The sequence below is a fragment of the Pseudomonas sp. CFBP 13727 genome (genome assembly GCF_014841915.1).
Taxonomy (GTDB): domain Bacteria; phylum Pseudomonadota; class Gammaproteobacteria; order Pseudomonadales; family Pseudomonadaceae; genus Aquipseudomonas; species Aquipseudomonas baltica.
This window is the reverse complement of the sequence record NZ_JACYUT010000004.1, coordinates 120,745-145,011: the sequence shown is the minus strand read 5'-3', so window position 1 is coordinate 145,011 and position 24,267 is coordinate 120,745. Positions and strand designations below refer to the sequence as shown.

Here is a 24,267-nt window from a genome sequence, read left to right as displayed (position 1 = left end):
TAGGAGCGGCCAGTGGCCGCGAAGAGGCCCGAATAAACACCAAAAAATCACCAGAGACACCCCCATGCGACTGTCCCGCTTTTTCATCGACGCCCCGCTCGCCCTGGGCGAACACGAACTTCCCGAAGCCCAGGCCCACTACATCGGCCGCGTGCTGCGCATGGCCGCCGGCGACAAGGTGCAGCTGTTCGACGGCAGCGGTCAGGAATACCTCGGCACCTTGCTGGAAGTGGGCAAGAAACGCGTCAGCGTCACCCTCGACGAACAGTTTGCCGGCCAGCCCGATTCGCCGCTGGCCATCCATCTGGGTCAGGGCCTGTCCCGTGGCGAACGGATGGACTGGGCGATCCAGAAAGCTACCGAACTGGGCGTGAGTGAAATCACCCCCCTGGTGAGCGAGCGCTGCGAGGTGCGCCTCAAGGACGAGCGCGCCGACAAGCGCATGGCCCACTGGCGCCAGGTGGCGGTCAGCGCGTGCGAGCAGTGCGGCCGTTCCAGCGTGCCGGTCATTCATGCGCCGCAGGCGCTGGCCGATTGGGTCGCCGCCAGCCACGCCGAACTCAAGTTGGTGCTGCATCCCGTTGCAGAGCCGCTGCTCAGCCATGCAAAACCTGCCAGCCTGGCGTTCCTGATCGGCCCTGAAGGCGGTTTGAGCGATGCCGAAGTGGAGCAGGCCAAGGCCGCCGGCTTTCACGCAGCCCGCCTCGGCCCGCGCGTATTGCGCACCGAAACCGCGCCGGTGGTCGCCCTGGCGGTGGCGCAGCAGCTATGGGGTGATTTCTAGGGTTCAGATGACGTAGAAAAAGATCGCGATGAAGTGCAGCACGCTGCCCGCGATCACGAACAGGTGCCAGATCCCGTGGGCATGGCGCAGGCGCTTGTCCAGTGCAAAGAAGATGATGCCCACGGTGTACAGCGCGCCGCCCGCGGCCAGCCAGGCGAATCCGGCGGGGCCCAGCAGGCGCAGCAACGGCTCGATCGCGACCAGCACGATCCAGCCCATCACCGCGTAGATCACGATGGACAGCACGCGGGCCTCGGAGCGTGGCTTGATCTCCTGCAACATGCCCAGCACCGCCAGCCCCCAGACCACGCCGAACAGGCTCCAGCCCCAAGGCCCGCGCAGGGTGACCAGACAGAACGGCGTGTAGCTGCCGGCGATCAGCAGGTAGATCGACAGGTGATCGAGCTTCTGCATGAGCGCTTTGCCGCGCCCGCGCACGCTGTGGTAGATCGTGGAAACGCTGTAGAGCAGGATCAGCGTGCTGCCATAGATGCACACGCTGACGATCTTCCAGGAATCACCTTGAAACGCTGCCACCAGCAGCAGCCAGACAGCACCGACCGCCGCCAGCACAGCCCCTGCCAAATGGGTCCAGGCGTTCATTCGCTCGCCGTGGTACATACAAACTCCTTACCCCTGTAGCAGCGGCGCAAGCCGCGTCAAACGCCGACGCGATTGAGCGGCCCACCGCGGTGTCCGCCGACGCGGCTCGCGCCGCTGCTACAGGGTCGCGGTGATGCCGGACGCGGTTGCCGAAACGGTAACCATCATTACCCGGACGCCGGACGCGGTTGCCGAAACGGTGACCATCATTACCCGGACGCCGGACGCGGTTGCCGTGAAGGCGATCGTCATTACCCGGACGCCGGACGCGGTTACCGCAACGGCGATCGTCATTACTCGGACGCCGGACGCGGTTGCCGAAACGGCGATCGTCATTACCGGGATGCCGGACGCGGTTACCGCAACGACAGATTCCTTGTAGCAGCGGCGCGAGCCGCGTCGGCGGTGCGTGCGGTGAACCTGGCGCAACGCGGTGACGCCTGACGCGGCTTGCGCCGCTGCTACAGGGTCAGCGGACCACGATGCCTTGCTTGGCCATGAACGCCTTGGCTTCAGGCACGGTGTACTCGCCGAAGTGGAAGATACTGGCGGCGAGCACCGCGCTCGCGCCGCCCTGGATAACGCCATCGGCCAGGTGCTGCAGGTTGCCCACCCCGCCGGAAGCGATCACCGGAATGCCCAACGCGTCGCTGATGGCGCGGGTCACGCCCAGGTCGAAGCCGTTCTTCATGCCGTCCTGGTCCATGCTGGTCAGCAGGATCTCACCCGCGCCCAGGCCTTCCATCTTCTGCGCCCATTGCACGGCGTCCAGGCCGGTAGGCTTGCGCCCACCGTGGGTGAAGATCTCCCAGCGTGGCTCTTCGCCGGGCCCCGAGACCTTCTTCGCATCGATGGCCACCACGATGCACTGGGAGCCGAAGCGCGAAGCTGCCTCGCCGACGAACTCAGGGTTGAACACCGCAGCCGTGTTGATCGAAACCTTGTCCGCACCGGCATTGAGCAGGTTGCGGATATCCGCCACCGTGCGCACGCCGCCGCCCACGGTCAGGGGAATGAAGACCTGGCTGGCCATGCGCTCGACGGTGTGCAGGGTGGTGTCACGGCCATCGACACTGGCGGTGATGTCCAGGAAGGTGATCTCGTCGGCGCCCTGCTCGTCGTAGCGCCGGGCGATCTCGACCGGGTCGCCGGCGTCGCGGATGTTCTCGAACTTGACGCCCTTGACCACTCGGCCGTTGTCCACGTCCAGGCAGGGGATGATGCGTTTGGCCAGGGCCATGGGGAATCTCCGATTGGATGGGGAGCGAGGTGCTGGCGGACGCGGCTTGCGCCGCTGCTACAGGGGGCCGCGTCCAGCCGTTACGCGTTGTACGAATCGCAGAATGCCTGGGCCTCGGCGACGTCCAGGGTGCCTTCGTAGATGGCGCGGCCAGTGATGGCGCCGATGATGCCCGGCGCCTTGGCGTCCAGCAGGGCACGGATGTCGCCCAGGTTGTGGATACCGCCGGAGGCGATCACCGGGATCTTGGTCGCGGCCGCCAGAGCAGCGGTGAAGGGTACGTTGCAGCCCTGCATCATGCCGTCCTTGGCGATGTCGGTGTAGACGATCGCCGACACGCCATCGGCCTCGAACCGCTTGGCCAGGTCGATGACCTGCACCGTGCTCACTTCCGCCCAGCCGTCGGTGGCGACGAAGCCATCCTTGGCGTCCAGGCCGACGATGACCTTGCCGGGGAATGCACGGCAAGCCTCGGCGACGAACTCGGGCTGCTTGACCGCCTTGGTGCCGATGATCACGTAGCTCACGCCGGCCTTGACGTAGTGCTCGATGGTTTCCAGCGAGCGGATGCCACCGCCGATCTGGATCGGCAGGTGCGGATAGCGCTTGGCAATGGCGGTGACCACATCGCCGTTCACCGGCTGGCCTTCGAAGGCACCGTTGAGATCGACCAGGTGAAGGCGACGGCAGCCGCCCTCGACCCACTTGGCAGCCATGCTCACCGGATCGTCCGAAAACACCGTGGAATCTTCCATGCGGCCCTGGCGCAGGCGCACGCAGGCACCGTCTTTAAGATCGATAGCGGGGATAATCAGCATCTGCAAAAACCTTCGAAGTCGGTGAACGGCGATGCTCGGAAGTCAGTTCTTCTCGAGCGCCCACAGGTCGCTCTCGATACTTTCGAACCTCTCGCTGAGGTGCGCCTGCACATCGAAAATCGCCCTGTTGTAATAGTGTGGAGCCATTTCGCGGGTGAACAGCTCGAGCACCTCGAGGGCCTCGAACGAACCCAGGTCGAGATCGAAGCGGTCACGCATGAACCGCTTGATCTTCTCGGCCGCTTCGCTCTCCTGCTCCGGCGTCAGGGTAAGAATGGGCGGCTTGCTGGCCTTGCCCATTACCAGCGTCCATCCCAGGCTGCGAAATTCTGCAGCAGCTGCAGGCCATGGGTATGGCTCTTCTCGGGGTGGAACTGCACGGCGAAGCGTGACCCTTCGGCCAGTGCCGCGGCGAAGTCGCGACCGTAATGACCGCGCCCTACCACCTGGCCCGGCTTGCCGGCCTCGATGTAATAGCTGTGCACGAAGTAGAAACGCGCCAGGTCCGGAATGTCGTGCCACAGCGGGTGATCCACCGCCTGCTGCACTTCGTTCCAGCCCATGTGCGGGACCTTCAGGTGCTCGCCACCTTCGTGCAGGTCCTTGCCGAAAAAGCGCACCTTGCCGGGAAACACGCCGATGCAGTCGACGCCGGCGTTCTCTTCGCTGTGCTCCATCAACGCCTGCATGCCGACGCAGATACCCAGGAAAGGACGGTCCTGACTGACTTCGCGCACCAGCGCATCGAAGCCCAGGCGGCGGATTTCAGCCATGCAGTCGCGAATGGCACCGACACCGGGAAAGACCACGCGGTCGGCTTCACGAATGACATTGGCGTCACTGGTGATCAGCACCTTGCCGGCACCGACATGCTCCAGAGCCTTGGCCACCGAATGCAGGTTGCCCATGCCGTAGTCGATTACCGCGACGGTCTGCATCAGAGCACGCCCTTGGTCGACGGCATCTGCCCGGCCATGCGTTCGTCGACCGCAACGGCCATGCGCAGCGCGCGGCCGAAAGCCTTGAACACGGTTTCGATCTGGTGATGGGTGTTGTGCCCACGCAGGTTGTCGATGTGCAGGGAGACGTTGGCGTGGTTGACGAAGCCCTGGAAGAACTCCTGGAACAGATCCACATCGAAGCCGCCGACGGTGGCGCGGGTGTAGGGCACGTGCATCTGCAGGCCGGGGCGGCCGGAGAAGTCGATGACCACGCGCGACAGCGCTTCGTCCAGCGGGACGTAGGCGTGGCCGTAGCGAAAGATGCCCTTTTTGTCGCCGATGGCCTTGGCGAATGCCTGGCCCAAGGTGATGCCGACGTCCTCCACGGTGTGGTGGTCGTCGATGTGCAGGTCGCCCTTGCACTCGATGTCCAGGTCGATCAGCCCGTGCCGGGCGATCTGGTCAAGCATGTGCTCAAGAAAAGGAACGCCGATATCGAATCGGGCCTTTCCGGTGCCATCCAGGTTGATCGAGGCTTTGATCTGGGTTTCCAGAGTGTTGCGCTCGACGAACGCGATACGTTCGGCCATCACCAGCTCCGCAAAATCGTTGGGCGAAAAAGGTGATCATTATAGGCACGCAGGCGGGAAACGGGAACAGAAGAGGGGGGAAAGGATGATCTGCGGTGGCCTTTTCGCGGCCGATGACCGCTCTTACGGGATGTCGTAGGAGCGGTCAGTGGCCGCGAACGGGCCACCGCCGATTCAAGCATCTACATCAATGAAACAGCACCGCCGTCTTCTGCAGGGTCACCCACACACCCCACGCCAACGGAATGCCCACGGCCAGCCAGGCAGCGATGGCCAGCGGCTTGGAAGCCGGATTGGCCTTCCACTCCAGCACGGTCGTGCCGTCTGCACCTTTGTCATGGCCCAGCGCCTGCTCGGCCTTGAGCTCGGCATCGGTCATGAAGTACTTGTCGGCCACCGGACGCACCAGCGCGTTGCAGATGAAACCCAGCACCAGCAAACCGGAGAGGATGTACAACGTGGTGTCGTACACGGCCGCGCGCGGAACACCCTGCGCCAGTTGGTAGTCACGCAGGTTGGTCACCAGCACCGGACCCAGCACACCGGCCACGGCCCATGCGGTCAACAGGCGACCGTGGATGGCGCCGACCATCTGCGTGCCGAACAGGTCGGCCAGGTAGGCCGGAACCGTGGCGAAGCCGCCGCCGTACATCGACAGCACGATGCAGAAGGCTGCCACGAACAGCGCGATGCTGCCCGAATGACCCAGGGTCGGTACCGAGGCGTACAGTGCCACGCCCAGGGCGAAGAACACGAAGTAGGTCACCTTGCGGCCGATATAGTCGGAGAACGAAGCCCAGAAGAAGCGTCCACCGATGTTGAACAGGCTGAGCAAGCCGGTGAAGCCCGCCGCGATGGCAGCGATCTGCGCCAGTTGCGCCGAGTCCAGCTGGTTGAACGCCAGGTCCACGCCCAACAGCTTGCCGCCGAACACTTCCTGCAGCAGCGGCGAAGCCATGCCGAGGATGCCGATACCTGCGGAAACGTTGAGGCACAGTACCAGCCACACCAGGGCGAACTGAGGCGTCTTCCAGGCCACGTTCACGTGCACGTGGCGGTTGGTGATCATGCCCTTGGCCTTCTTCGCCGGAGCGACGTAGCCTTCAGGCTTCCAACCGGTAGGCGGCACGCGGTAGGACAATGCGCCGCCGATCATGAAGACGAAGTAGATCGCCGCCATCACCAGGAAGCTCTGCCACACGCCGACGCTGGTAGGCGAGGCGAAATGGCCCATCAGGACCGCTGCCAGCGGTGCGCCCACCATGGCGCCGCCACCGAAGCCCATGATCGCCATGCCGGTAGCCATGCCGCGCTTGTCCGGGAACCACTTGATCAGGGTCGATACCGGGGAAATGTAGCCCAGCCCCAGGCCGATACCACCGATCACGCCCGAGCCCAGCCACATCAGCCAGATCTGGTGGGTGTAGATACCCAACGCGGAAATGACCAGACCACCGCACCAGCACAGTGCCGAAACCACACCGGCCTTGCGCGGCCCGGCGTGTTCCAGCCAGCCACCCCAGATGGCCGCCGAGCAGCCCAGGAAGATGAAGAACAGTGTGTAGATCCAGCTCAGCATCGACACCGACCAATCACAGGACGATGAAAACACTTGGCTGAAGAAGCTCATGTCGGGCGCGCACGCCACTGGCGCGGTGATACCGATCGCCTTGGACAATGGCAGCCAGAACACCGAAAAACCGTACGCCATGCCGATGCACAAGTGAATGGCCAACGCAGCTGGTGGAACCAGCCAGCGGTTGAAGCCAGGCTTGGCGATGATCCGCTCCTTGGACAGGAATCCTGGCTGGGCACCCACGCCGCCGCCCGAAAGACTACTGCTCATTTTGTAACCCCCGTTGATTTTTGTAGTTCAGCTGTCTGCACACAAATGCGCCCACATTCTTCACGCGCGTTGGCGATCGATTGTTTTATCGGCAGCACTTGGCAAATCGCGACATAAAGTCGCAGCGGACAGTTGAAGGGGCGGAGATTACCACTAGATGTAACCAATGGAAGCAAACTGCTATCCCTTTATCGCGATGAACTGCCAGGTGGTTGGCAAAATCCCCCTGAATGGCTCGGCAGTCGCCTGATGGAGCGGTGAAACCCACGGCCCAAAGCGCTTGGGCGACCTTCACGAAGCGACCGTCGACGCCCAGTGAAATGGCACCGACGGACCGCCCACATCGCCAGTCGCACAACGTTATACTCTCCCGCTAACTTCCAAAATTCGGACTAAAGGACTCGCCCATGAAAGCGTTCGGCAAAATCCTCGGCCTGTGCATTCTCGGTCTGTTGTTGATTCTGGTGGCCCTGGGCTTCGCCCTCACCCACCTGTTCGACCCCAACGACTACAAGGACGAGATTCGCCAACTGGCACGGGACAAGGCTCACGTCGAGCTGACCCTCAACGGGGATATCGGCTGGAGCCTGTTCCCATGGCTGGGCCTGGAACTGCACGACGCCAGCGTGGCCACCCTTGCCAACCCCAAGGCACCCTTCGCCGACCTGCAGATGCTCGGGCTGTCCGTGCGCGTGCTGCCGCTGCTGCGCAAGGAAGTGCAGATGAGCGACGTACGGGTCGAAGGCCTGAACCTGTCCCTGGAACGTGATGCCAACGGCCACGGCAACTGGGAAGACATCGGCAAGCCGCTGCCCGCCACCACGGCCGACGCCACCGACCCGAACGCACCGGCAGTCACCGAGCCGGGCAAACCGCAGGCGCCCTCACGCCCCGTCAAGCTCGACATCGACAGCCTGACCGTGAACAACGCCCGCGTGCAGTACAACGACGTGCGCACAGGCCGCATGTACACCGCCGAAAGCATCCAGCTGAGCACCGGCGCCGTCCATGAAGGCGCGGACATTCCGCTGAAACTGACCGCTTTCCTGGGCACCAACCAGCCGGTCGTGCGGGCCCGCACCGAGCTTGCCGGCGAGCTTCGCTTCGATCGCGTGCTCAAGCGCTACCAGCTCGAAGACATGCGCCTGAGCGGTGAAGCCTCGGGCGACCCGCTGCAGGGCAAGACCGTGACCTTCAGCGCGCAGGGGCAGTTGCTGCTCGACCAGTCCGCCAACGTCGCCGAATGGACCGGCCTCAAGCTGGCCGCCAATCAGCTGCGCGCGCTGGGCGAACTGCGCGTGCGCAATCTGGACAGCGACCCTCAGCTCACCGGCGGCCTGTCGATTGCCGAGTTCGACCCGCGCGCGTTCTTCGACGGCATCGGCCAACCGCTGCCGGCGATGGCACCGGGCAGCCTCGGTAAGTTCGAGCTGGTCAGCCGCCTGCAGGGCACCCGCGACAGCCTTGGTCTGGAAGACCTGACGCTGAAACTGGACGACAGCACCTTCACCGGCCGCATCGCCGTGGACGATTTTGCCCGCCAGGCCCTGCGCCTGCAGCTCAAGGGCGACACCTTCAACGCCGATCGCTACCTGCCGGCCAAGACCGAAAAGGCCACCAATGCCAGCGCGGCGCGCCAGGCCGAAGTGCAGAACAGCGAAGCGGCCGCAGTCGCCTCGGGCGAATCACCGCTGCCGGAGCCCCCGACCCGCGGCGCCTGGAGCGATGACCGCCTGCTGCCCGTGGAGCGTCTGCGCGCCCTGGACGTGCAGGCCGACCTGACCATTGGCCAACTGACCCTGAAGGGCCTGCCTGTGCACAACGCCACCCTCAAGGCACAGGGCCAGGGCGGCATGCTGACCCTGCAGACCCTGGCCGGCGGCCTCTACAACGGCAGCTTCAACACCCAGGGCACGCTCGACGTGCGCCCGGACATGCCGCTGCTGGCGTTGCAGACACGCATCGACAAGGTGCCGGTGGAAAACTTCATCAAGACGCAGAACGCCAACCCACCGCTGCGCGGCCTGTTGAACCTCAACAGCAACCTCAGCGGTTCAGGCAACAGCCAGAAGGCCCTGGTCGAATCGCTCAACGGTACCGCCAGCTTCGTCCTCAACGACGGCGTGCTGGTCAACGCCAACCTCGAGCAGCAGATCTGCCGCGGCATCTCGGTGCTCAACCGCAAAACGCTCAACGGCGAACCGCGCGGCAAGGACACGCCGTTCAAGGAGCTCAAGGGCAGCCTGGTGTTCCGTAACGGTGTGGCCAGCAACCAGGACCTGCTCGTGCGCATCCCCGGCCTGACCGTGAAGGGCAACGGCGACGTCGATCTGCGCGTGCTGGGCATGGACTACCGCATTGGTGTGGTGGTCGACGGCGAACAAGGCACCAGCGCCGACCCGGCCTGCCAGGTGGGCGAGCGCTTCGTCGGCGTCGAGCTGCCGCTGCGCTGCCGCGGCCCGCTGGAGATGGGCGCCAAGGCCTGCCGCATCGACCGTGACGGCTTGGGCCAGGTCGCCGCCAAGCTGGCCGGCGACCGTATTCGCGACAAGATCGACGAGAAGCTCGAAGAAAAACTGGGCGACAAGGTCGATCCAAAACTCAAAGACGCATTGCGAGGTCTGTTCAACCGATGAGCCCCGAGCAGTTTTCCAGCGCCGTGCTGGAATGGTACGACCGCAATGGCCGGCATGATCTGCCCTGGCAGCAGGGCATCAACCCTTACCGGGTATGGGTGTCGGAAATCATGCTGCAGCAGACCCAGGTCAGCACGGTACTGAACTACTTCGACCGCTTCATGGCCGCGCTGCCCACGGTGCAGGCGCTGGCCGAGGCGCCGGAAGACGAAGTGCTGCACCTGTGGACCGGGCTGGGCTATTACACCCGCGCGCGCAACCTGCAGAAAACCGCGAAAATCGTGATGAGCGAGCACGGCGGCGAGTTTCCCCGCGACGTCGAGAAGCTGGTCGAGCTGCCCGGTATCGGCCTGTCCACGGCCGGGGCTATCGCCAGCATCAGCATGGGCCTGCGCGCGCCGATCCTCGACGGCAACGTCAAGCGCGTGCTCGCCCGCTACACCGCGCAGGAAGGCTACCCAGGCGAGCCCAAGGTGGCCAAGGCGCTGTGGGCCACCGCCGAGCGCCTGACTCCGCAGACCCGTGTGAACCACTACACCCAGGCAATGATGGACCTGGGCGCCACGCTGTGCACCCGCAGCAAGCCCAGCTGCCTGCTGTGCCCGCTGGAAAAGAGCTGTGAAGCGCACATGCTCGGCCTGGAAATCCGCTACCCGATACCCAAGCCGCGCAAGACCATCCCGCAACGCGCAACACTGATGCCCCTGCTCGCCAACCGCGACGGCGCCATCCTGCTCTACCGAAGGCCCTCGACAGGCCTGTGGGGCGGCCTGTGGAGCCTTCCGCAGCTCGATGACCTGAGCGACCTCGATCACCTTGCCGACCAGCACGCACTGCACATGCTCGCACGCCGTCAATTGCCAGCCCTGACCCACACTTTCAGCCACTTCCAGCTGGCCATCGACCCCTGGCTGGTGCAGGTCGAACAGACCGCCCACCACGTGGCCGAGGCCGACTGGCTCTGGTATAACCTCGCCACACCGCCGCGCCTGGGCCTCGCAGCCCCGGTGAAGAAGCTGCTGCAACACGCAGCCGACGCCTTGAACGCAGGAGATCTGTAATGACCCGCACCGTACTGTGCCGTAAGTACAAAGAAGAACTGCCTGGCCTGGAACGCCCTCCCTACCCCGGCGCCAAGGGCGAAGACATCTACAACCACGTCTCCCAGCAAGCCTGGGGCGACTGGCAGAAACACCAGACGCTGCTGATCAACGAGCGCCGCCTGAACATGATGAACGCCGAAGACCGCAAATTCCTCCAGGGCGAAATGGACAAGTACCTGTCCGGCGAGGAATACGCCAAGGCCGACGGCTACGTACCACCCGCCGAATAACCCAGCAAAATCGTAAGCGACGGTAATGATTAAAATTTTTTTCGACATCACGCTTGACGACCCGTCGAAAAACCAGTTTAATGCGCCCCGTTGCCCAGATAGCTCAGTCGGTAGAGCAGGGGATTGAAAATCCCCGTGTCGGCGGTTCGATTCCGTCTCTGGGCACCACTAATACCGAGAAACCCCTGAATTGAAAGATTCAGGGGTTTTTTATTGGGCGGGATTTGGGGGCGAGGCACGCACATCTTTTTGCAGATCAATCTGCGGTGCAGACACTCGATCGGTCTGGGTGCGGCTTACGCCCACATACGCTGTTACTTATCAACGCGGGTAACGCCTGTACCTTCCTCGACTCTGGGCTATCTTGATTCCCGTATGGCCTTACCTCTCGAAAGACACCGGGAGCCCCCTCGATCAACGGATTGATCGGCAGTGAGAACAAGGAGTCACTATGCGTTTCGATGGCACATTCGAAGAGCTCAAATCACAGCTCGAAAGCATTTTGCCTGCAGGCGAATGGCGGGTGATCAACGACAATCAATGTCAGTTCAAGACCCTGGGCAAGGGCATTCTCAATTGGTACCCCTCTACCGGAACCCTCCACTTCCAGGGCAAGCCGCATGCAGCGGCAAAACTGCAGGAAATGGTCGGCCCTCTACTCGACAGCCAGTACGGCAGCTCATCCATCCCATCCCTGGGTGCAGCGCAGATGGTTGCGGAACTCTCCGAGGTTCCCCCATCAGATACGTCCTATTTCATCGACGACACCTATTCAGACTCCGAACTCATCATCGGCCTGGTCGGCACCATCGGCACTGATCTGCCTGAAGTCTCGAAGCTGATCGGTGACAGGCTCAAGATCTTCGGCTATGAAACCAGCTGCATCAAAATCTCGACGGATGTCATCGCCAGCATTGGCTGTCCGGCCCAGACCACCAGTGAATATGAGCGCATCAGCAGCTACATGGAAGAAGGCAACCGGCTGCGCAAGGACAGCCAGGACAATGCCATCCTGGCCCTTGGCGCGGCGGCCCAGATCAACAAGCTGCGCAGCGAGTCCGCCCCCATGCGCCGCCGGGCGTTCATCATCAACTCGCTGAAAAGTCCTGCCGAGGTCGAACGCCTGCGCAAAATCTACTCCGATGGTTTTTTCCTGGTCGGTGTCCATGCGGACTCGGCGCGGCGTCACGAGTACCTCGTCAAAGATCGCTCGATGACCGAACAGCAGGCTTCCCGACTGATCGAGCGCGACGCGGACGAACGCGACGAGCATGGGCAGCACACGCGCAACACCTATCACCTTTCGGACTTCTTCATCGACTACGACGGCAACTCGGACGCGCTCAAGAAGCAGACCTGGCGAATCCTCGATCTATTGTTCGGGCGTCCCTACATCACGCCCACGTTCGATGAGTACGCCATGTTCATGGCATTTTCCGCATCGCTGCGTTCGGCCGATCTCTCGCGCCAGGTCGGCGCCGTGCTGACCAAAGACCGCTGCATCGTCGCCACCGGCGCCAATGACGTGCCCAAGGCACACGGCGGGCTCTATTGGCCTGAAAAAGACCCGGAAAGCCATGGCATCGTCGACACGCCGGATGGACGCGACTACATGCGCGGTCTGGACTCCAATGCCTCGCACAAAAAGCTCATCGTCGACGAAATCCTTGCGGTGATTCCTGCGCAGTACCAGGAGGAACTGGCGCCCTTGATCAAGAAAAGCAGAATCAAGGACATCACTGAATACGGTCGCGTGGTGCATGCCGAGATGGAAGCACTGCTTTCCAGTGCCCGTTCAGGCACTTCCTGCGCGGGGAGCGATCTCTACTGTACGACGTTCCCCTGCCATAACTGCGCCAAGCACATCGTGGCGGCAGGTATCAAACGAGTCGTGTATGTAGAGCCGTATCCGAAAAGCAAGGCGTTGGAATTTCACTCGGATTCGATCTCACTGACGAAAAACCACAGCAATGTCGTTTTCGAACCATTCATAGGGGTTGGTCCTCGCAGCTTCTTCAACTTGTTTTCCACCAACCTCGGTAGCGGCTACCCTGTCGCTCGCAAGAATGAAGATGGCGAAGTCGTGGAATGGAAAGAGGGCGACGCGAAACTGCGAACCCAGATGCACCCCTGGTCTTATGTAGACCGGGAATCGACCGCGGCGAGCCTGCTGTCCAGCTACTTGGAGAACAAATGACATGACCAGTAAAAAACAGGCGTTTCTCGACCATCTCTCTGCGTGCCGCCAGACGGTTGCGCAGTGGCCTCAGTGGAAGCAGGATTTTTTCAAACCTGTCGCAGCCACCCAGCCACAGACCGCCAAAGCGAAACAGCCGGACAACCGACCTTCCTGATGCAGTGCATCGGGCGGGGTCGATCTGGCGCCGGCAGTCGCAGAAACAACAAAGGCCGCTGTCGTCACCGACAGCGTCCTTTGCGTTCAAGTGGTCGAAGCGATCAGCGACCGAGCGCCACGCGCGCGTTACCGGCCTTGCGACGGCTGGAGACGATCAGCCCGGCGACGACTACGGCGATGGCCAGGCCACCGGTGGCGAGGATTTCAACGCGGTGGTCTTCGCGCAGGGCCATGGTGGTGAGCACCGCGACGATGAACAGGATGACCAGGTAGGTGAGGCCGGGGAACAGCCACATCTTGAAGTCGATCTTCTCACCGGCCAACTCGCGCTTGCGGCGCATGCGCAGTTGCGACACGGCGATCACCAGGTACACCAGCAGCGCGATGGCGCCGGAGGTGGCGAGCAGGAAGTCGAACACCGCCGCTGGGGCGACGTAGTTGGCGATCACGGCCACGAACGCGGCTGCGGTAGACATCAGCACGGCCACCGACGGGGTACCGGACTTCGAGGTTTTCTGCGCAGCAGCAGGCGCGTCGCCGCGCTTGCTGAGGGAGAACAGCATGCGCGACGCGGTGTACAGCGCCGAGTTCAGGCAGCTGGTTACAGCGACCAATACCACGATATCGACGATCAACTTGGCGTTGGGGATGCCGATTAGCTCGAGAACGGTCTGGTACGAGCCCAGCTCGGCCAGGCGCGGGTCGTTCCACGGCACCAGGGCCACCACCAGGAAGATCGAAACCAGATAGAACAGGAAGATCCGCCAGATCACCGAGTTGGTGGCCTTGGAAATCTGCTGACCTGGGTTCTTCGATTCGGCGGCGGCGATGGTGACGATCTCGGTGCCCATGAACGAGAACATGGTGGTCAGCATGGCGGCGACGACGGCACCCAGCCCGTTGGGCATGAAGCCCATGGTATCGGTGAGGTGACTGACACCGCTGACTTGGCTGTTGGGCATGAAGCCGAACACGGCGCCCAGGCCAACGACGATGAAGGCAATGATTGCCAGCACCTTGATCAGCGCGAACCAGAATTCGAATTCACCGTAGTTCTTCACGCTGAACAGGTTGGTCACCGTCAGCACCAGGGTGATCAACAATGCGAACACCCAATGCGACACGTCGGGAATCCAGGCATGCAGGATCGAGGCGGCGGCGTTGGCTTCCAGCGGAATCACCAGCACCCAGAACCACCAGTACAACCAGCCGATGGAAAAACCGGCCCAGTGACCGATGGCACGGTCGGCGTAGGTGGAAAACGACCCAGTGTCCGGCGAGGCAACGGCCATTTCACCGAGCATGCGCATGACCAGCACCACCAGGCTGCCGGCAGCAGCATAGGCCAGCAGCACGGCAGGGCCGGCAGCGGCGATGGCGTGCCCGGAACCTACGAACAGGCCGGCACCAATGACACCGGCGATCGACAACATAGTTACATGACGCGGCTTGAGTCCCTGAGCGAGACCTGTGGAATTCTGCGTACTCATAAAACTACCTTTGCGAAGAATAGCGTTCTGTCCGGCGGTGATCGCGAGCCTTGTGCAAAGTCCGCTACACCCCGTTCCTTATCTTTTACGCAAAAATTGCGCCAAATTGTACCAAGGTATATCCTGCCGCCCTGAAACGGACCTCTTGGCCATTCGTGCCAACAGATTGAATCCGTTGAGGTTTGCTTTGCGGGCCGAGACGGATTACCGAACTACTCAGCGTGGGGCGATATGCCGCACCAAAAAACGACGTCGGTAACACCTTCGCACAAAAACAGTGCAACCTAAAGGCGCAACTTTTGCATGGGCACTGTATGGCTCAGGTGCAACTTCGTGCGACCTGCTGCTTATCGCGTTGCCACATTCAAGCCGCATTCGCGCTTTCCTCCACTGGGCAAAACTGGCAACATCGCGCCTTTTTTATCGCGCCCTGCCCGTCCGACGTTCCTGCTGCGGTGCCTTCGCACATCGCGCCAGGCAGATCGGACACAAGCTGCAAGTCCAGCCTCGCCATCCGCGCTATGCTAGCTTTGCGCTTGGCTGTTCACTTCGGTGACGGCAGGCCGCACCCGCCTATATGAGGACCGCACATGGCTCAGGCCACGCCCGCTCTGGAAATCCGTAACCTGCACAAGCGCTACGGTGCACTGGACGTGCTCAAGGGCATATCGCTGGCCGCCAACGACGGCGCGGTGATTTCCATCCTCGGTTCGTCCGGCTCCGGCAAGTCGACCCTGCTGCGCTGCATCAACCTGCTGGAAAACCCCCATCAGGGCGAGATCCTGGTGGCTGGTGAAGCGCTCAAGCTCAAGGCCGCTCGCAACGGCGAGCTGATCGCCGCCGACAGCCGCCAGATCAACCGGCTGCGCAGCCAGATCGGCTTCGTCTTCCAGAACTTCAACCTGTGGCCGCACATGAGCGTGCTCGACAACATCATCGAGGCACCGCGCCGCGTGCTGGGGCAAAGCCGCGCCGAAGCGATCGAAGTGGCCGAGGCGCTGCTGGCCAAGGTGGGTATCGCCGACAAGCGCCACGCCTATCCGAACGAGCTTTCCGGCGGCCAGCAACAACGTGCAGCGATTGCCCGCACCCTGGCCATGCAGCCCAAGGTTATTCTGTTCGACGAGCCAACCTCGGCGCTGGATCCGGAAATGGTCCAGGAGGTGCTCGCGGTTATTCGCAACCTGGCCGAAGAAGGCCGTACCATGCTGCTGGTGACACACGAGATGGGCTTTGCCCGGCAGGTCTCCAGCGAGGTGGTGTTTCTGCATCAAGGTCTGGTGGAAGAGCAGGGTACGCCCGAGCAAGTATTCGACAACCCCTTGTCGGCGCGCTGCAGGCAGTTCATGTCCAGCAACCGCTAACGGAGCAATAACAATATGAGCATGAAGAAAATCTTCCTGGCGGTTGCCGCCACACTGCTGGTCAACGGCGCCGCCATGGCTGCCGAAAAACTGAAAATGGGCGTGGAAGCGGCCTACCCACCGTTCAACAACAAGGACACCAGCGGCCAGGTCGTGGGCTTCGACGTCGACATCGGCAAAGCCCTGTGCGCCAAGATGGAAGTAGAGTGCGAAATTGTCACCTCCGACTGGGACGGCATCATTCCCGCACTGCAGTCGCAGAAGTTCGACTTCCTGGTGTCGTCGATGTCGATCACCCCCGAGCGCTCGGAAGTGGTCGACTTCACCAACCCCTACTACAGCAACAAGCTGCAGTTCATTGCCAAGAAGGGCGATGACTTCAAGACCGACGGCGACAGCCTCAAGGGCAAAGTCATCGGCGCCCAGCGCGCGACCCTATCCGGCACCTGGCTGGAAGACAAGTACGGCATGGATGTCGACCTCAAGCTGTACGACACCTCTGAAAACGCCTTTCTCGACCTGAGCAGCGGCCGCCTCGACGCCATCCTGGCCGACAAGTACGCCAGCTACGATTGGCTCAAGAGCGACGCCGGCAAAAATTTCGAGTTCAAGGGTGACGCGGTCGAGCAAAGCGACAAGATCGGCATTGCCGTGCGCAAGGGCGATGCCCTGCGCGACAAGCTGAATGCCGCGCTGCAGGAAATCATTGCCGACGGTACCTACAAGAAGATCAACGACAAGTACTTCCCTTTCAGCATCCTCTGACAGCCCGGCGGGCGTTGGCCTACACGGCCGATGCCCGCCCCTGAACAAGCCTGCCCATGAACATCGATCTCTATGGCTTCGGCCCTGCGCTTGCCGCAGGCGCGCTGATGACCGTCAAACTGGCCCTCAGCGCTCTGTGCCTGGGGCTGCTGCTGGGCCTCGCCGGTGCCCTAGCGAAAACCTCCGGCAACCGCCCCCTGCAATGGCTCGGCGGTTTCTACTCGACGCTGGTGCGCGGCATCCCTGAACTGCTGTGGGTGCTGCTGATCTACTTTGGCACCGTCAACGGCCTGCGCAGCATCGGCCTGGCGCTGGGTGTCGGCAGCCTGGAACTCAGCCCCTTCGCCGCCGGCGTCATCGCCTTGGGCCTGTGCTTCGGCGCCTACGCCACGGAGGTGTTCCGCGGCGCCATCCTGGCCATTCCCAAAGGCCACCGCGAAGCCGGCCTGGCCCTGGGCCTGAGCACGTCGCGCATCTTCATTCGCCTGGTGCTGCCGCAGATGTGGCGCATCGCCCTGCCGGGGCTAGGTAATCTGTTTCTGATTCTGATGAAGGACACCGCACTGGTATCCGTCATCAGCCTGGAAGAGATCATGCGCAACGCGCAGAACGCCGTCACCGTCAGCAAACAACCGTTCACCTTCTATATGGTTGCCGCCCTGATGTACCTGAGCCTCACCGTGGTCGCCATGGTTGCCCTGCACTTCATGGAGAAACGCGCCTCGCGCGGCTTCGCGAGGGCCTCGCAATGAACTGGGAAGTGATCATCAAGTGGCTGCCGCGCCTGATGCAAGGCGCCACCCTGACCCTCGAGTTGGTGGCCATCGCGGTACTCGCCGGGCTTATCCTGGCGATCCCGCTGGGCATCGCCCGCACCTCGAAGAAGTGGTACATCAGCGGCCTGCCGTACGCCTACATCTTCTTCTTTCGCGGCACCCCGCTGCTGGTGCAGCTGTTTCTGGTGTACTACGGGCTGGCGCAGTTCGACGCGGTGCGCGAGAGCAGCCTGTGGCCGTACCTGCGCAGCCCGTTCTGGTGCGCCGCCGGGACCATGACCCTGCACACCGCCGCCTATATCGCAGAAATCCTGCGCGGGGCGCTGCAAGCCATACCCAAGGGCGAAATCGAAGCCGCTCGAGCCCTCGGCATGTCCCGCAGCAAAGCCCTGCTGCACATCATGCTGCCACGCGCCGCACGCATCGGCCTGCCGGCCTACAGCAATGAAGTGATCCTGATGCTCAAGGCCAGCTCGCTGGCCAGCACCGTCACCCTGCTGGAACTCACCGGCATGGCCCGCACGATCATCGCGCGCACCTACCTGCCGGTGGAAATCTTCTTCGCCGCTGGCATGTTCTACCTGGCCATGTCGTTCGTGCTGGTGCAGGGCTTCAAACTGCTCGAGCGCTGGCTGCGCGTGGACGCGTGCCAGGGCCGCTGACCCTGCAAGGCGACCAGCTGCGTGAACGCTTTCACGCACTGGACGCCTTTCTGGCTGCCCACGTCGACCTGTGGCGGCCCAAGCCTTTCACTCAATTGGCCTTAGCTTGGGAAGCGAAACATCCTGAGCTTGCCACTTGGCTGCGCGCCCGCACCCTGGCCGAAGCCGAGGCTGTGCATAACTCGCTGCTGGACCTGGACGCTCCGGCGCCCTTTCCTGCCTTAGCCCAGCAGGCGCATGCGCTGGCCGCGGTAGGTCCGCTGCCGACCAATTTTTTGCCCACTGCGCGCCACCGCCTCAACGTCGATGTACCCGGCCGCAAATGGCAACAGATCGAAGCCTTCGCCGCCGCCCTGCCCTTCGCAGCGTCCGCCAGCCACTGGCTGGACTGGTGCGCCGGCAAAGGCCACCTCGGCCGCCGACTGCTGCGCGACGGCCAGCAACTCACCTGCCTGGAACACGACCCGGCACTGGTGGCCAGCGGCGCCCAGCTCAGCGCCCATCACGTCTTGCCCACCCAGCACCAACTGCAAGACGTCATGGCCGACGACCTGCGCCTGCCAGCCTTTAGCACACCCGTCGCCCTGCACGCCTGCGGCGACCTGCACGTCCAGCTCATGCACCGCGCCACCCAGGCAGGCTGCCAACACCTGGCCTTCGCACCCTGTTGCTACAACCGCACCCATGGCGCCTATCGCCAACTGTGCGCCGAACCCTCGGCGCTCTCCCTGACCCTCGAAGACCTCGGCCTGCCCCTCGAAGCCACCGTCACCGCCGGCGCCCGCGTGCGCCGCCAACGCGACCACTCCATGGCCCGCCGCCTGGCCTTCGACCTGCTGCAGCGCGAACAACGCGGCATCGACCACTACCTGCCCTGCCCCTCCCTGCCCGCCGCCTGGCTGGACAAACCCTTCGCCGACTACTGCCACGAGCTGGCAGCGCTGCAGAGCGTGCCTATCCGGCATGGCGTGGACTTCGTTGAGCTTGAAGCACGCGGCTGGCAACGACTTGCCCAAGTCCGCAACCTGGAACTGCTACGCGGCCTGTTTCGCAAGCCGTTGGAACTGTGGCTGGTGCTCGACCGCGCCCTGTACCTGCAAGAGCGCCAGTACACCGCACAGGTCGGCACCTTCTGCCCGGAAACCCTGACCCCACGCAATCTGATGATCATCGCCAACCGGCTCTGAAGCGTGCGTAACCTGTGGATAACTCTGTGGGTAGAAATGTCGCACGGCGCATCGAGTCTGCGTTTGAACGCCAGACTGATGATCAGTCATTTTTCGTTCATGTCCGTTTCGCCTGCGAAAACAGTAGCTTGCGAACGATGTCATCAAACCGACCTAAACGCCGAGCGGTTGCTGGGGTTGGCACGCCAAATGTGCATAAGCACTGGAGGGTTAAGAGCTAAAGGCGAAGAAATTATGCCGCAGGGGGGTTTACTCGGCCGATCGAATGGCTATAATCAGCGCCCTCACTTGCCGGTATAGCTCAGATGGTAGAGCAACTGACTTGTAATCAGTAGGTCCCGGGTTCGATTCCTGGTGCCGGCACCATAGTTTGACGAGAAAGGCTCACCGCAAGGTGGGCCTTTTTTGTTTGTGGTTTTTGTGGGCGTCTGGCCGCTGTTCACCCTATGCGCACAGCCCCTGTAGGAGCGGCCAGTGGCCGCGAAGGCGTCGGTTCGGTCACCAGCGCTCTAAACCCCTATCAAATATTCCCTTCCCACCGGCACGCAAACGCTGCGCACCTACAACTGCGACCACAATCCTCACTAGAGCCCACGAGAGCGCACCATGGCATTACATGTTCGTGTGCTCCATCAAATTGCGTTTCGCACACTTGAACGAGTTCGACCTCAAGCACGGCATCTGGGAGAACATTGGGAAGCGCAGGCTGATCATGAACTCGCGGAGCCGGTACCTGGAGGCCAGCCAGTAGGAGCATGTCACTCCCCTTGAGTTCGCGAAACCAGACCGGAGCGAACGTCACTCGCCTTAAAGCAAAACGTGGCGCAACTGAGTAAGCGCTCGGTCTTCATATCTCGATGATCGGCTTGTCCATGCGGATCCATCCAAACAGAGCTGCAAAAAAGCTCTGTTTGGATGGACTTCACTTAAAAAAACTAAACCTCACGGAACTGTCTGCGGAAAGCCATAAATTTCCACCTGTGGACGATTTCATCCATAGCCGCAAAGCTTATATAGATTCGAGCCTTGTCTCGAATTATCCACAGGCGTAGAAAAGATCGGGCAAAGCGCTATCGTTGACAGCAACCCAGGTGGCCAGAACCTTTAAGGCTACGCCACATCGTGGTGGTTCTCCCGAAGTGCGATCAGCGTCCGGCGGCTCGCACAGTCACAGCGATGTGATGGATGCCTACCTTTACCAGTATGCCCACTGCGGCAACTCACCCCTTTCATAGCTGCCCTGCAGCAACCTATTCGCTTGGCCATTTCATTGCGCCAACCTGCGCCCATCTCTTTCTTCCGGAAAGAGACGGGCGCTCCTACCGCTGCTGCAGCCGAACTCGTACAAGGCTTTGCGGCATTCCCCCTCGTGACAATCGGCGTGACAAACACCGAAGTCACCGGCAACAGCGATGCAGATGATGGTGCCGCAGCCCAGGGAATGGACTGCACCTGACTGACAGTCAGGCACGCCCCGGTCATCGCATCACTGCTTTCACCTGACTCAGGATCTCGCGGCGTCGGTCTCGTCAGCCAGCGCAGCCTCCACCCGCCCACTTCTTCGGAAGTGTTCAGGAGGCCAGATCATGAGATGCCCAAGCTCCCGGTCGTAAAGAGCCGCCAGTCCCGCGTTAGTGGACAACCCTCACAGGTCGCAGGGGCCTTGATCCCTGATAACACTCAACATTCGTGGCGGGATGACGTGGGGAAGGTTTCAAAGGTTTTGGCTTCGAGAGGAGATTGATCATGGCATTGGTAGGCAGACGGGATGGGCGGAATTTTGGCTATGGCCGGCAATTGAGTTATGCCGGGCCACAGGCGTTGCGCGATCTGTTTGGCGGCGGGCATTACGGCACAGTCAAGGCGCACAGTGATCGCTGGCAGGCGTTTGTACGCTGGTGTCGGTCGGAGGAAGGGCCGATGTTTAACGATGCGCGGCAGATTAATTGGCAGACCTTGCTGGACTACGCCGAGCATCTGCGCCAACAAGTTGAACAAGGTGAGTTGGCCATCGCCACTGCGCAAAACCGGTTGTCCAGTGTGAAGCGGACCATGGCCGCGCTTCGCGGTGATCAGTATGTGAAAGTGCCAGGCCCGAGCAAGGCGCTGGGAATGCGCCGCACCAGTGTTCGTCGTTCAGTGCCGCAAGGCCAAGACCGCGAACAGGTGAAGCGGATCGTAGAGGTGCTCTGCGAAAACCAGCAGGCGCGCGCCGCGGCCATCGCTCAGTTAGCGCGAGCCACCGGTATGCGTTTACGCGAGGCGATTTTGGCCGACCTTCCGCGTCTAAAACGGGAAGCCAAGCAATTCGGCAAGATCAACATCCAGGACGGCACCACAGGTGGCCGTTCAGGCGCGTCAGCACCTCGTTGGATTACGGTACCCCCGAGCTTGCAAGCAGTGCCTTGCTTAGCTCAGCAAGCACGCAAAGCAAGGCTTGCCAAAAAATACTGTATGCACATACAGTAAATACCCATGACGTGGGTGACCCGCGAGAGGGCCCGGCAGCCCGCTTCCGCAAACCTGGAGGAAAGCGTAAAACCGCTGGATGGCATTTTGCTTCCACCCGTGTAGCTGTATAATTTTTACCACCGCCACAGAATCACCGGCGATCGAGAAGGTCAAATTATTCCAAATAATCTGAACCTCAAGGAAATTATATAACTGCTTTAATATTTAAGTGATACCTCCAATGCCGATGCGGAAAAGGATTGCCCAGCTACTCAAAGGAAACCCAGGACTGAAAGCTCGCGATATTGCGAAAGCTCTGGAGTGCGACCGGAAAGAGGTAACTAAATGCTTATACGACCATCTAGATGTTTTTGTCCAGGATGATAATTTTGTATGGCAGCTAAAGAAGGATGCAAGTTTTGTTTTGGAGTTCACATCTACAGGGACATGGATAACCCAAGAACACTTTGAGAAGTCACTCTTAAAGTCCGGATCACCGCTAGATGCTATTCATGGGCATGTAGTATTAAAAATTCAGAAGGAACGAAAAGTTCTTCTTTGTGCAGCCGCGCGAATCCTAGCGCTTGCCAATCAACTCATTTTTTCAAAAAAAACAGTTGAGATTGATTTCACAGAGAACAAATCGACGCTCTCTTACTTGAATCGATCGGGCTTTATCGATCGGCTGGATCGGGCGGTTAAAGTTCTTCCTCGCCGACCGCCCACCTCGGCAGCCCAACAGTACAAAGCCAACAATGCTGGATTGGTAGAGCTGCTAGAGATCAAGCCTAGCAGCAGCGATAACCTAGCGAATGAGAGCGTACCTGAGAGTATCAAGCACAGCTTCGTCGAGGCGTTTGGCGAGCAACATGCCAATAAGCTGTTTACCCTCGTCAGCGAGTTTGTGGGCAATGTAGAGGAACACTCAGACACCCAAATACCTGGGTTTGCTGGGCTACAAAGCTACAGACGTAACGGTTCAACGTGCCTAGTGGCGGTGATTTCGGATTCAGGCAAAGGTATCTGCGCGACACTACGCCCTGCGCTTGATGTGCATTTTCCTGAGATAGCCAACCAGTTCCCAGGCTCGCAAAAAATCTCGGACCCTATGTTGATTATTCATGCGATGAGATATAGAGGTCTGAGCAGACTGGGCAAAGGCAGGGGTGCCGGCTTGAATGCTAGCCAATATCAAGCGGAGAAGTTGAATGCTACGATTAAAATTAGGCAGCAAAATTTTTCTGTAGCGCTTACTTTCAAAAATCAGAGCCTTTATGGTCATGAGTGGTCCTTAGACTTACCGAAACTTTCGGGAACACATGTTGTCTTCGAATTTACCCTTGACATTTAAATTCACTCTTGACATTTAAGATATTTCTGGTTAAACTAAAGACATGAACGAGAATATTAGCATTATAGACCTTCGGGATTTCACGGACGGAAGCAACCCCTACGGCACAGCTAGGGGTAGGAAGGCTCATGCTCAATTAATTGATTTTATTGACTCAACGATAAAATCAAAAACAATTGGTATATCCCTCAAGAGAATTGAAGGCGCTGATGTTTCCTTTCTCCGTGAATGTTTAATCTACGCTTTTAAACGATACGCTAAACAGATAGCGTTTTTCGTTAGAGATATTGCAGATGAAGACATAATCGATAATCTAAATGGTGCAGCTTTATCAGGTGACTACATAGTTACGTGCTGGACCAGCAACAAATGCTTCTTCGTCGGCCCTAAGCCATCCGAGTCCAGCAGAGCCCTTCTGGACGCCGTTACCCAAAAGCGCTCAGCGACCACTGTCCAAATCGCCCAAGCTCTAGATATGAGCGTTCAGAACGCTAGCACCCGCCTCAAACGCCTATCCGAGGACGGCTTCTTGGTGAGAGCTGAGATGACCGCTGAAAGCGGCGGGAAAGAGTTCGTCTACCACGTGATTGGAAATTCTGCTTAAAGGGGTTGCTTTATCGAGAAAAAGAGGTATGCTCTTGGCATGTCTCCTTTTTTTGGATTCTGGTTAAACCGGATAATTGATCGAGACGGGTACGGTGACCAGGAGGACCCCGCATGAAAGCGCACTACGAGATTCACGAGTCGAAAAAAGGCGAAATGCGCTTTCAGCTCAAAGACCCCAAAGGAATGGTGATCCTCTCCAGCATCGTGTACACCAGTCGGGCAAGCTGCGGTAAGGGAATGGAGTCCTGTCGTGAGCACTCTCCATTCGACCGGTTCTACAGCAGGAGCGAGACAGGGGAGCATTCATTTAGCTTGAGGTCGTCCAACAACAGGATCATCGGCCACGGAGGCAAGCAAGCCACCGCTAATGATCGGGACGCAGTGATTTCAGCAGTTAAGAAATATGCGCCGACAGCGCAAATCATCAACTACAGCGAAGAAGGAGAGGAAAAATGTAAAGCCACCTGA

General features: G+C 60.6%; 22 protein-coding genes, 2 tRNA genes and 1 pseudogene. 17 read left to right on the top strand and 8 right to left on the bottom strand.

Features of this window, described 5'->3' with window-relative positions; all coding sequences use genetic code 11:
- The first annotated feature begins 64 nt into the window (after positions 1 to 64).
- On the top strand, positions 65 to 784 hold the full coding sequence (locus IFT76_RS13955; RefSeq protein WP_192047994.1) for a 16S rRNA (uracil(1498)-N(3))-methyltransferase: 720 nt from the start codon (positions 65 to 67) through the stop codon (positions 782 to 784).
- A gap of 3 nt (positions 785 to 787) precedes the next feature.
- On the opposite strand, the gene trhA is transcribed toward IFT76_RS13955, so the two are convergent.
- Entirely contained in the window at positions 788 to 1,405 is a 618-nt protein-coding gene (trhA, locus tag IFT76_RS13950; RefSeq protein WP_192058909.1) for a PAQR family membrane homeostasis protein TrhA, read from the bottom strand.
- A 115-nt stretch (positions 1,406 to 1,520) separates the two neighbouring features.
- On the opposite strand from trhA, the gene IFT76_RS13945 reads away from it, so the two are divergent.
- A complete protein-coding gene (locus tag IFT76_RS13945) occupies positions 1,521 to 1,769 on the top strand; it encodes a hypothetical protein (protein WP_192058906.1) in 249 nt (82 codons plus the stop codon).
- A gap of 87 nt (positions 1,770 to 1,856) precedes the next feature.
- On the opposite strand, the gene hisF is transcribed toward IFT76_RS13945, so the two are convergent.
- The 6 genes from hisF to IFT76_RS13915 all read right to left on the bottom strand — a co-directional run bounded on the left by hisF (position 1,857) and on the right by IFT76_RS13915 (position 6,822).
- A complete protein-coding gene (gene hisF, locus IFT76_RS13940; RefSeq protein WP_043191638.1) occupies positions 1,857 to 2,627 on the bottom strand; it encodes an imidazole glycerol phosphate synthase subunit HisF in 771 nt (256 codons plus the stop codon).
- Positions 2,628 to 2,707: 80 nt separating this feature from the next.
- Positions 2,708 to 3,445: a 1-(5-phosphoribosyl)-5-[(5-phosphoribosylamino)methylideneamino]imidazole-4-carboxamide isomerase gene (hisA, locus tag IFT76_RS13935; protein ID WP_122480564.1), complete on the bottom strand. Its 738-nt coding sequence runs from the start codon at positions 3,443 to 3,445 to the stop codon at positions 2,708 to 2,710.
- 42 nt (positions 3,446 to 3,487) lie between these two features.
- The gene (locus IFT76_RS13930) at positions 3,488 to 3,745 is read right to left on the bottom strand and encodes a DUF2164 domain-containing protein (protein ID WP_122480565.1); all 258 of its coding nucleotides are present in this window, start codon (positions 3,743 to 3,745) and stop codon (positions 3,488 to 3,490) included.
- Positions 3,745 to 4,383: an imidazole glycerol phosphate synthase subunit HisH gene (gene hisH, locus IFT76_RS13925; protein WP_122795890.1), complete on the bottom strand. Its 639-nt coding sequence runs from the start codon at positions 4,381 to 4,383 to the stop codon at positions 3,745 to 3,747. The genes IFT76_RS13930 and hisH overlap by 1 nt, the downstream gene beginning before the upstream one ends.
- Positions 4,383 to 4,976 (bottom strand): imidazoleglycerol-phosphate dehydratase HisB, encoded by a 594-nt coding sequence (hisB, locus tag IFT76_RS13920; RefSeq protein ID WP_043191647.1) that lies wholly within the window; start codon positions 4,974 to 4,976, stop codon positions 4,383 to 4,385. The genes hisH and hisB overlap by 1 nt, the downstream gene beginning before the upstream one ends.
- 187 nt (positions 4,977 to 5,163) lie before the next feature.
- Positions 5,164 to 6,822 carry an OFA family MFS transporter gene (locus IFT76_RS13915; RefSeq protein ID WP_122480567.1) on the bottom strand — a complete coding sequence of 553 codons (1,659 nt, stop codon included), beginning with the start codon at positions 6,820 to 6,822 and terminating at the stop codon, positions 5,164 to 5,166.
- A 407-nt stretch (positions 6,823 to 7,229) separates the two neighbouring features.
- Here IFT76_RS13915 and IFT76_RS13910 point away from each other — a divergent pair, with 407 nt between their 5' ends.
- The 5 genes from IFT76_RS13910 to IFT76_RS13890 all read left to right on the top strand — a co-directional run bounded on the left by IFT76_RS13910 (position 7,230) and on the right by IFT76_RS13890 (position 12,988).
- Positions 7,230 to 9,458, top strand: coding sequence for an AsmA family protein (locus IFT76_RS13910; protein WP_192058904.1), 2,229 nt, complete (start codon positions 7,230 to 7,232; stop codon positions 9,456 to 9,458).
- Entirely contained in the window at positions 9,455 to 10,519 is a 1,065-nt protein-coding gene (gene mutY / locus IFT76_RS13905) for an A/G-specific adenine glycosylase (RefSeq protein ID WP_185794874.1), read from the top strand. The genes IFT76_RS13910 and mutY overlap by 4 nt, the downstream gene beginning before the upstream one ends.
- The gene (locus IFT76_RS13900) at positions 10,519 to 10,791 is read left to right on the top strand and encodes an oxidative damage protection protein (RefSeq protein WP_043191657.1); all 273 of its coding nucleotides are present in this window, start codon (positions 10,519 to 10,521) and stop codon (positions 10,789 to 10,791) included. The genes mutY and IFT76_RS13900 overlap by 1 nt, the downstream gene beginning before the upstream one ends.
- Positions 10,792 to 10,883: 92 nt before the next feature.
- A tRNA-Phe gene (locus IFT76_RS13895) sits at positions 10,884 to 10,959 on the top strand.
- A gap of 283 nt (positions 10,960 to 11,242) precedes the next feature.
- Positions 11,243 to 12,988 (top strand): anti-phage dCTP deaminase, encoded by a 1,746-nt coding sequence (locus IFT76_RS13890; protein WP_192058902.1) that lies wholly within the window; start codon positions 11,243 to 11,245, stop codon positions 12,986 to 12,988.
- A 260-nt stretch (positions 12,989 to 13,248) separates the two neighbouring features.
- Here IFT76_RS13890 and gabP read toward each other — a convergent pair whose 3' ends face one another.
- Positions 13,249 to 14,637 carry a GABA permease gene (gabP, locus tag IFT76_RS13885; RefSeq protein WP_192058900.1) on the bottom strand — a complete coding sequence of 463 codons (1,389 nt, stop codon included), beginning with the start codon at positions 14,635 to 14,637 and terminating at the stop codon, positions 13,249 to 13,251.
- A 590-nt stretch (positions 14,638 to 15,227) separates the two neighbouring features.
- Here gabP and IFT76_RS13880 point away from each other — a divergent pair.
- From IFT76_RS13880 to IFT76_RS13835, 10 genes and pseudogenes are all read left to right on the top strand, one after another.
- Positions 15,228 to 16,001, top strand: a complete 774-nt coding sequence (locus IFT76_RS13880) for an ABC transporter ATP-binding protein (RefSeq protein ID WP_122714459.1) — start codon at positions 15,228 to 15,230, stop codon at positions 15,999 to 16,001.
- Between the two features lie 15 nt (positions 16,002 to 16,016).
- Positions 16,017 to 16,766 (top strand): ABC transporter substrate-binding protein, encoded by a 750-nt coding sequence (locus IFT76_RS13875; RefSeq protein WP_122480573.1) that lies wholly within the window; start codon positions 16,017 to 16,019, stop codon positions 16,764 to 16,766.
- A 56-nt stretch (positions 16,767 to 16,822) separates the two neighbouring features.
- Positions 16,823 to 17,518 (top strand): ABC transporter permease, encoded by a 696-nt coding sequence (locus IFT76_RS13870; RefSeq protein ID WP_122714457.1) that lies wholly within the window; start codon positions 16,823 to 16,825, stop codon positions 17,516 to 17,518.
- Complete coding sequence (locus IFT76_RS13865) at positions 17,515 to 18,204, top strand: ABC transporter permease (RefSeq protein WP_122480575.1); 690 nt, start codon at positions 17,515 to 17,517, stop codon at positions 18,202 to 18,204. Before IFT76_RS13870 ends, IFT76_RS13865 begins: the two co-directional genes overlap by 4 nt.
- Entirely contained in the window at positions 18,189 to 19,391 is a 1,203-nt protein-coding gene (locus IFT76_RS13860) for a methyltransferase (RefSeq protein ID WP_342365580.1), read from the top strand. The genes IFT76_RS13865 and IFT76_RS13860 overlap by 16 nt, the downstream gene beginning before the upstream one ends.
- A 290-nt stretch (positions 19,392 to 19,681) precedes the next feature.
- A tRNA-Thr gene (locus tag IFT76_RS13855) sits at positions 19,682 to 19,757 on the top strand.
- A 1,380-nt stretch (positions 19,758 to 21,137) separates the two neighbouring features.
- Positions 21,138 to 21,812: pseudogene (locus tag IFT76_RS13850) on the top strand (integrase domain-containing protein); the annotation flags it as partial.
- Between the two features lie 271 nt (positions 21,813 to 22,083).
- The gene (locus IFT76_RS13845) at positions 22,084 to 23,193 is read left to right on the top strand and encodes a hypothetical protein (protein ID WP_020299880.1); all 1,110 of its coding nucleotides are present in this window, start codon (positions 22,084 to 22,086) and stop codon (positions 23,191 to 23,193) included.
- A gap of 43 nt (positions 23,194 to 23,236) precedes the next feature.
- Positions 23,237 to 23,797, top strand: a complete 561-nt coding sequence (locus IFT76_RS13840; protein WP_192058899.1) for a winged helix-turn-helix domain-containing protein — start codon at positions 23,237 to 23,239, stop codon at positions 23,795 to 23,797.
- Positions 23,798 to 23,910: 113 nt separating this feature from the next.
- Positions 23,911 to 24,267: a YegP family protein gene (locus IFT76_RS13835; RefSeq protein ID WP_192058897.1), complete on the top strand. Its 357-nt coding sequence runs from the start codon at positions 23,911 to 23,913 to the stop codon at positions 24,265 to 24,267.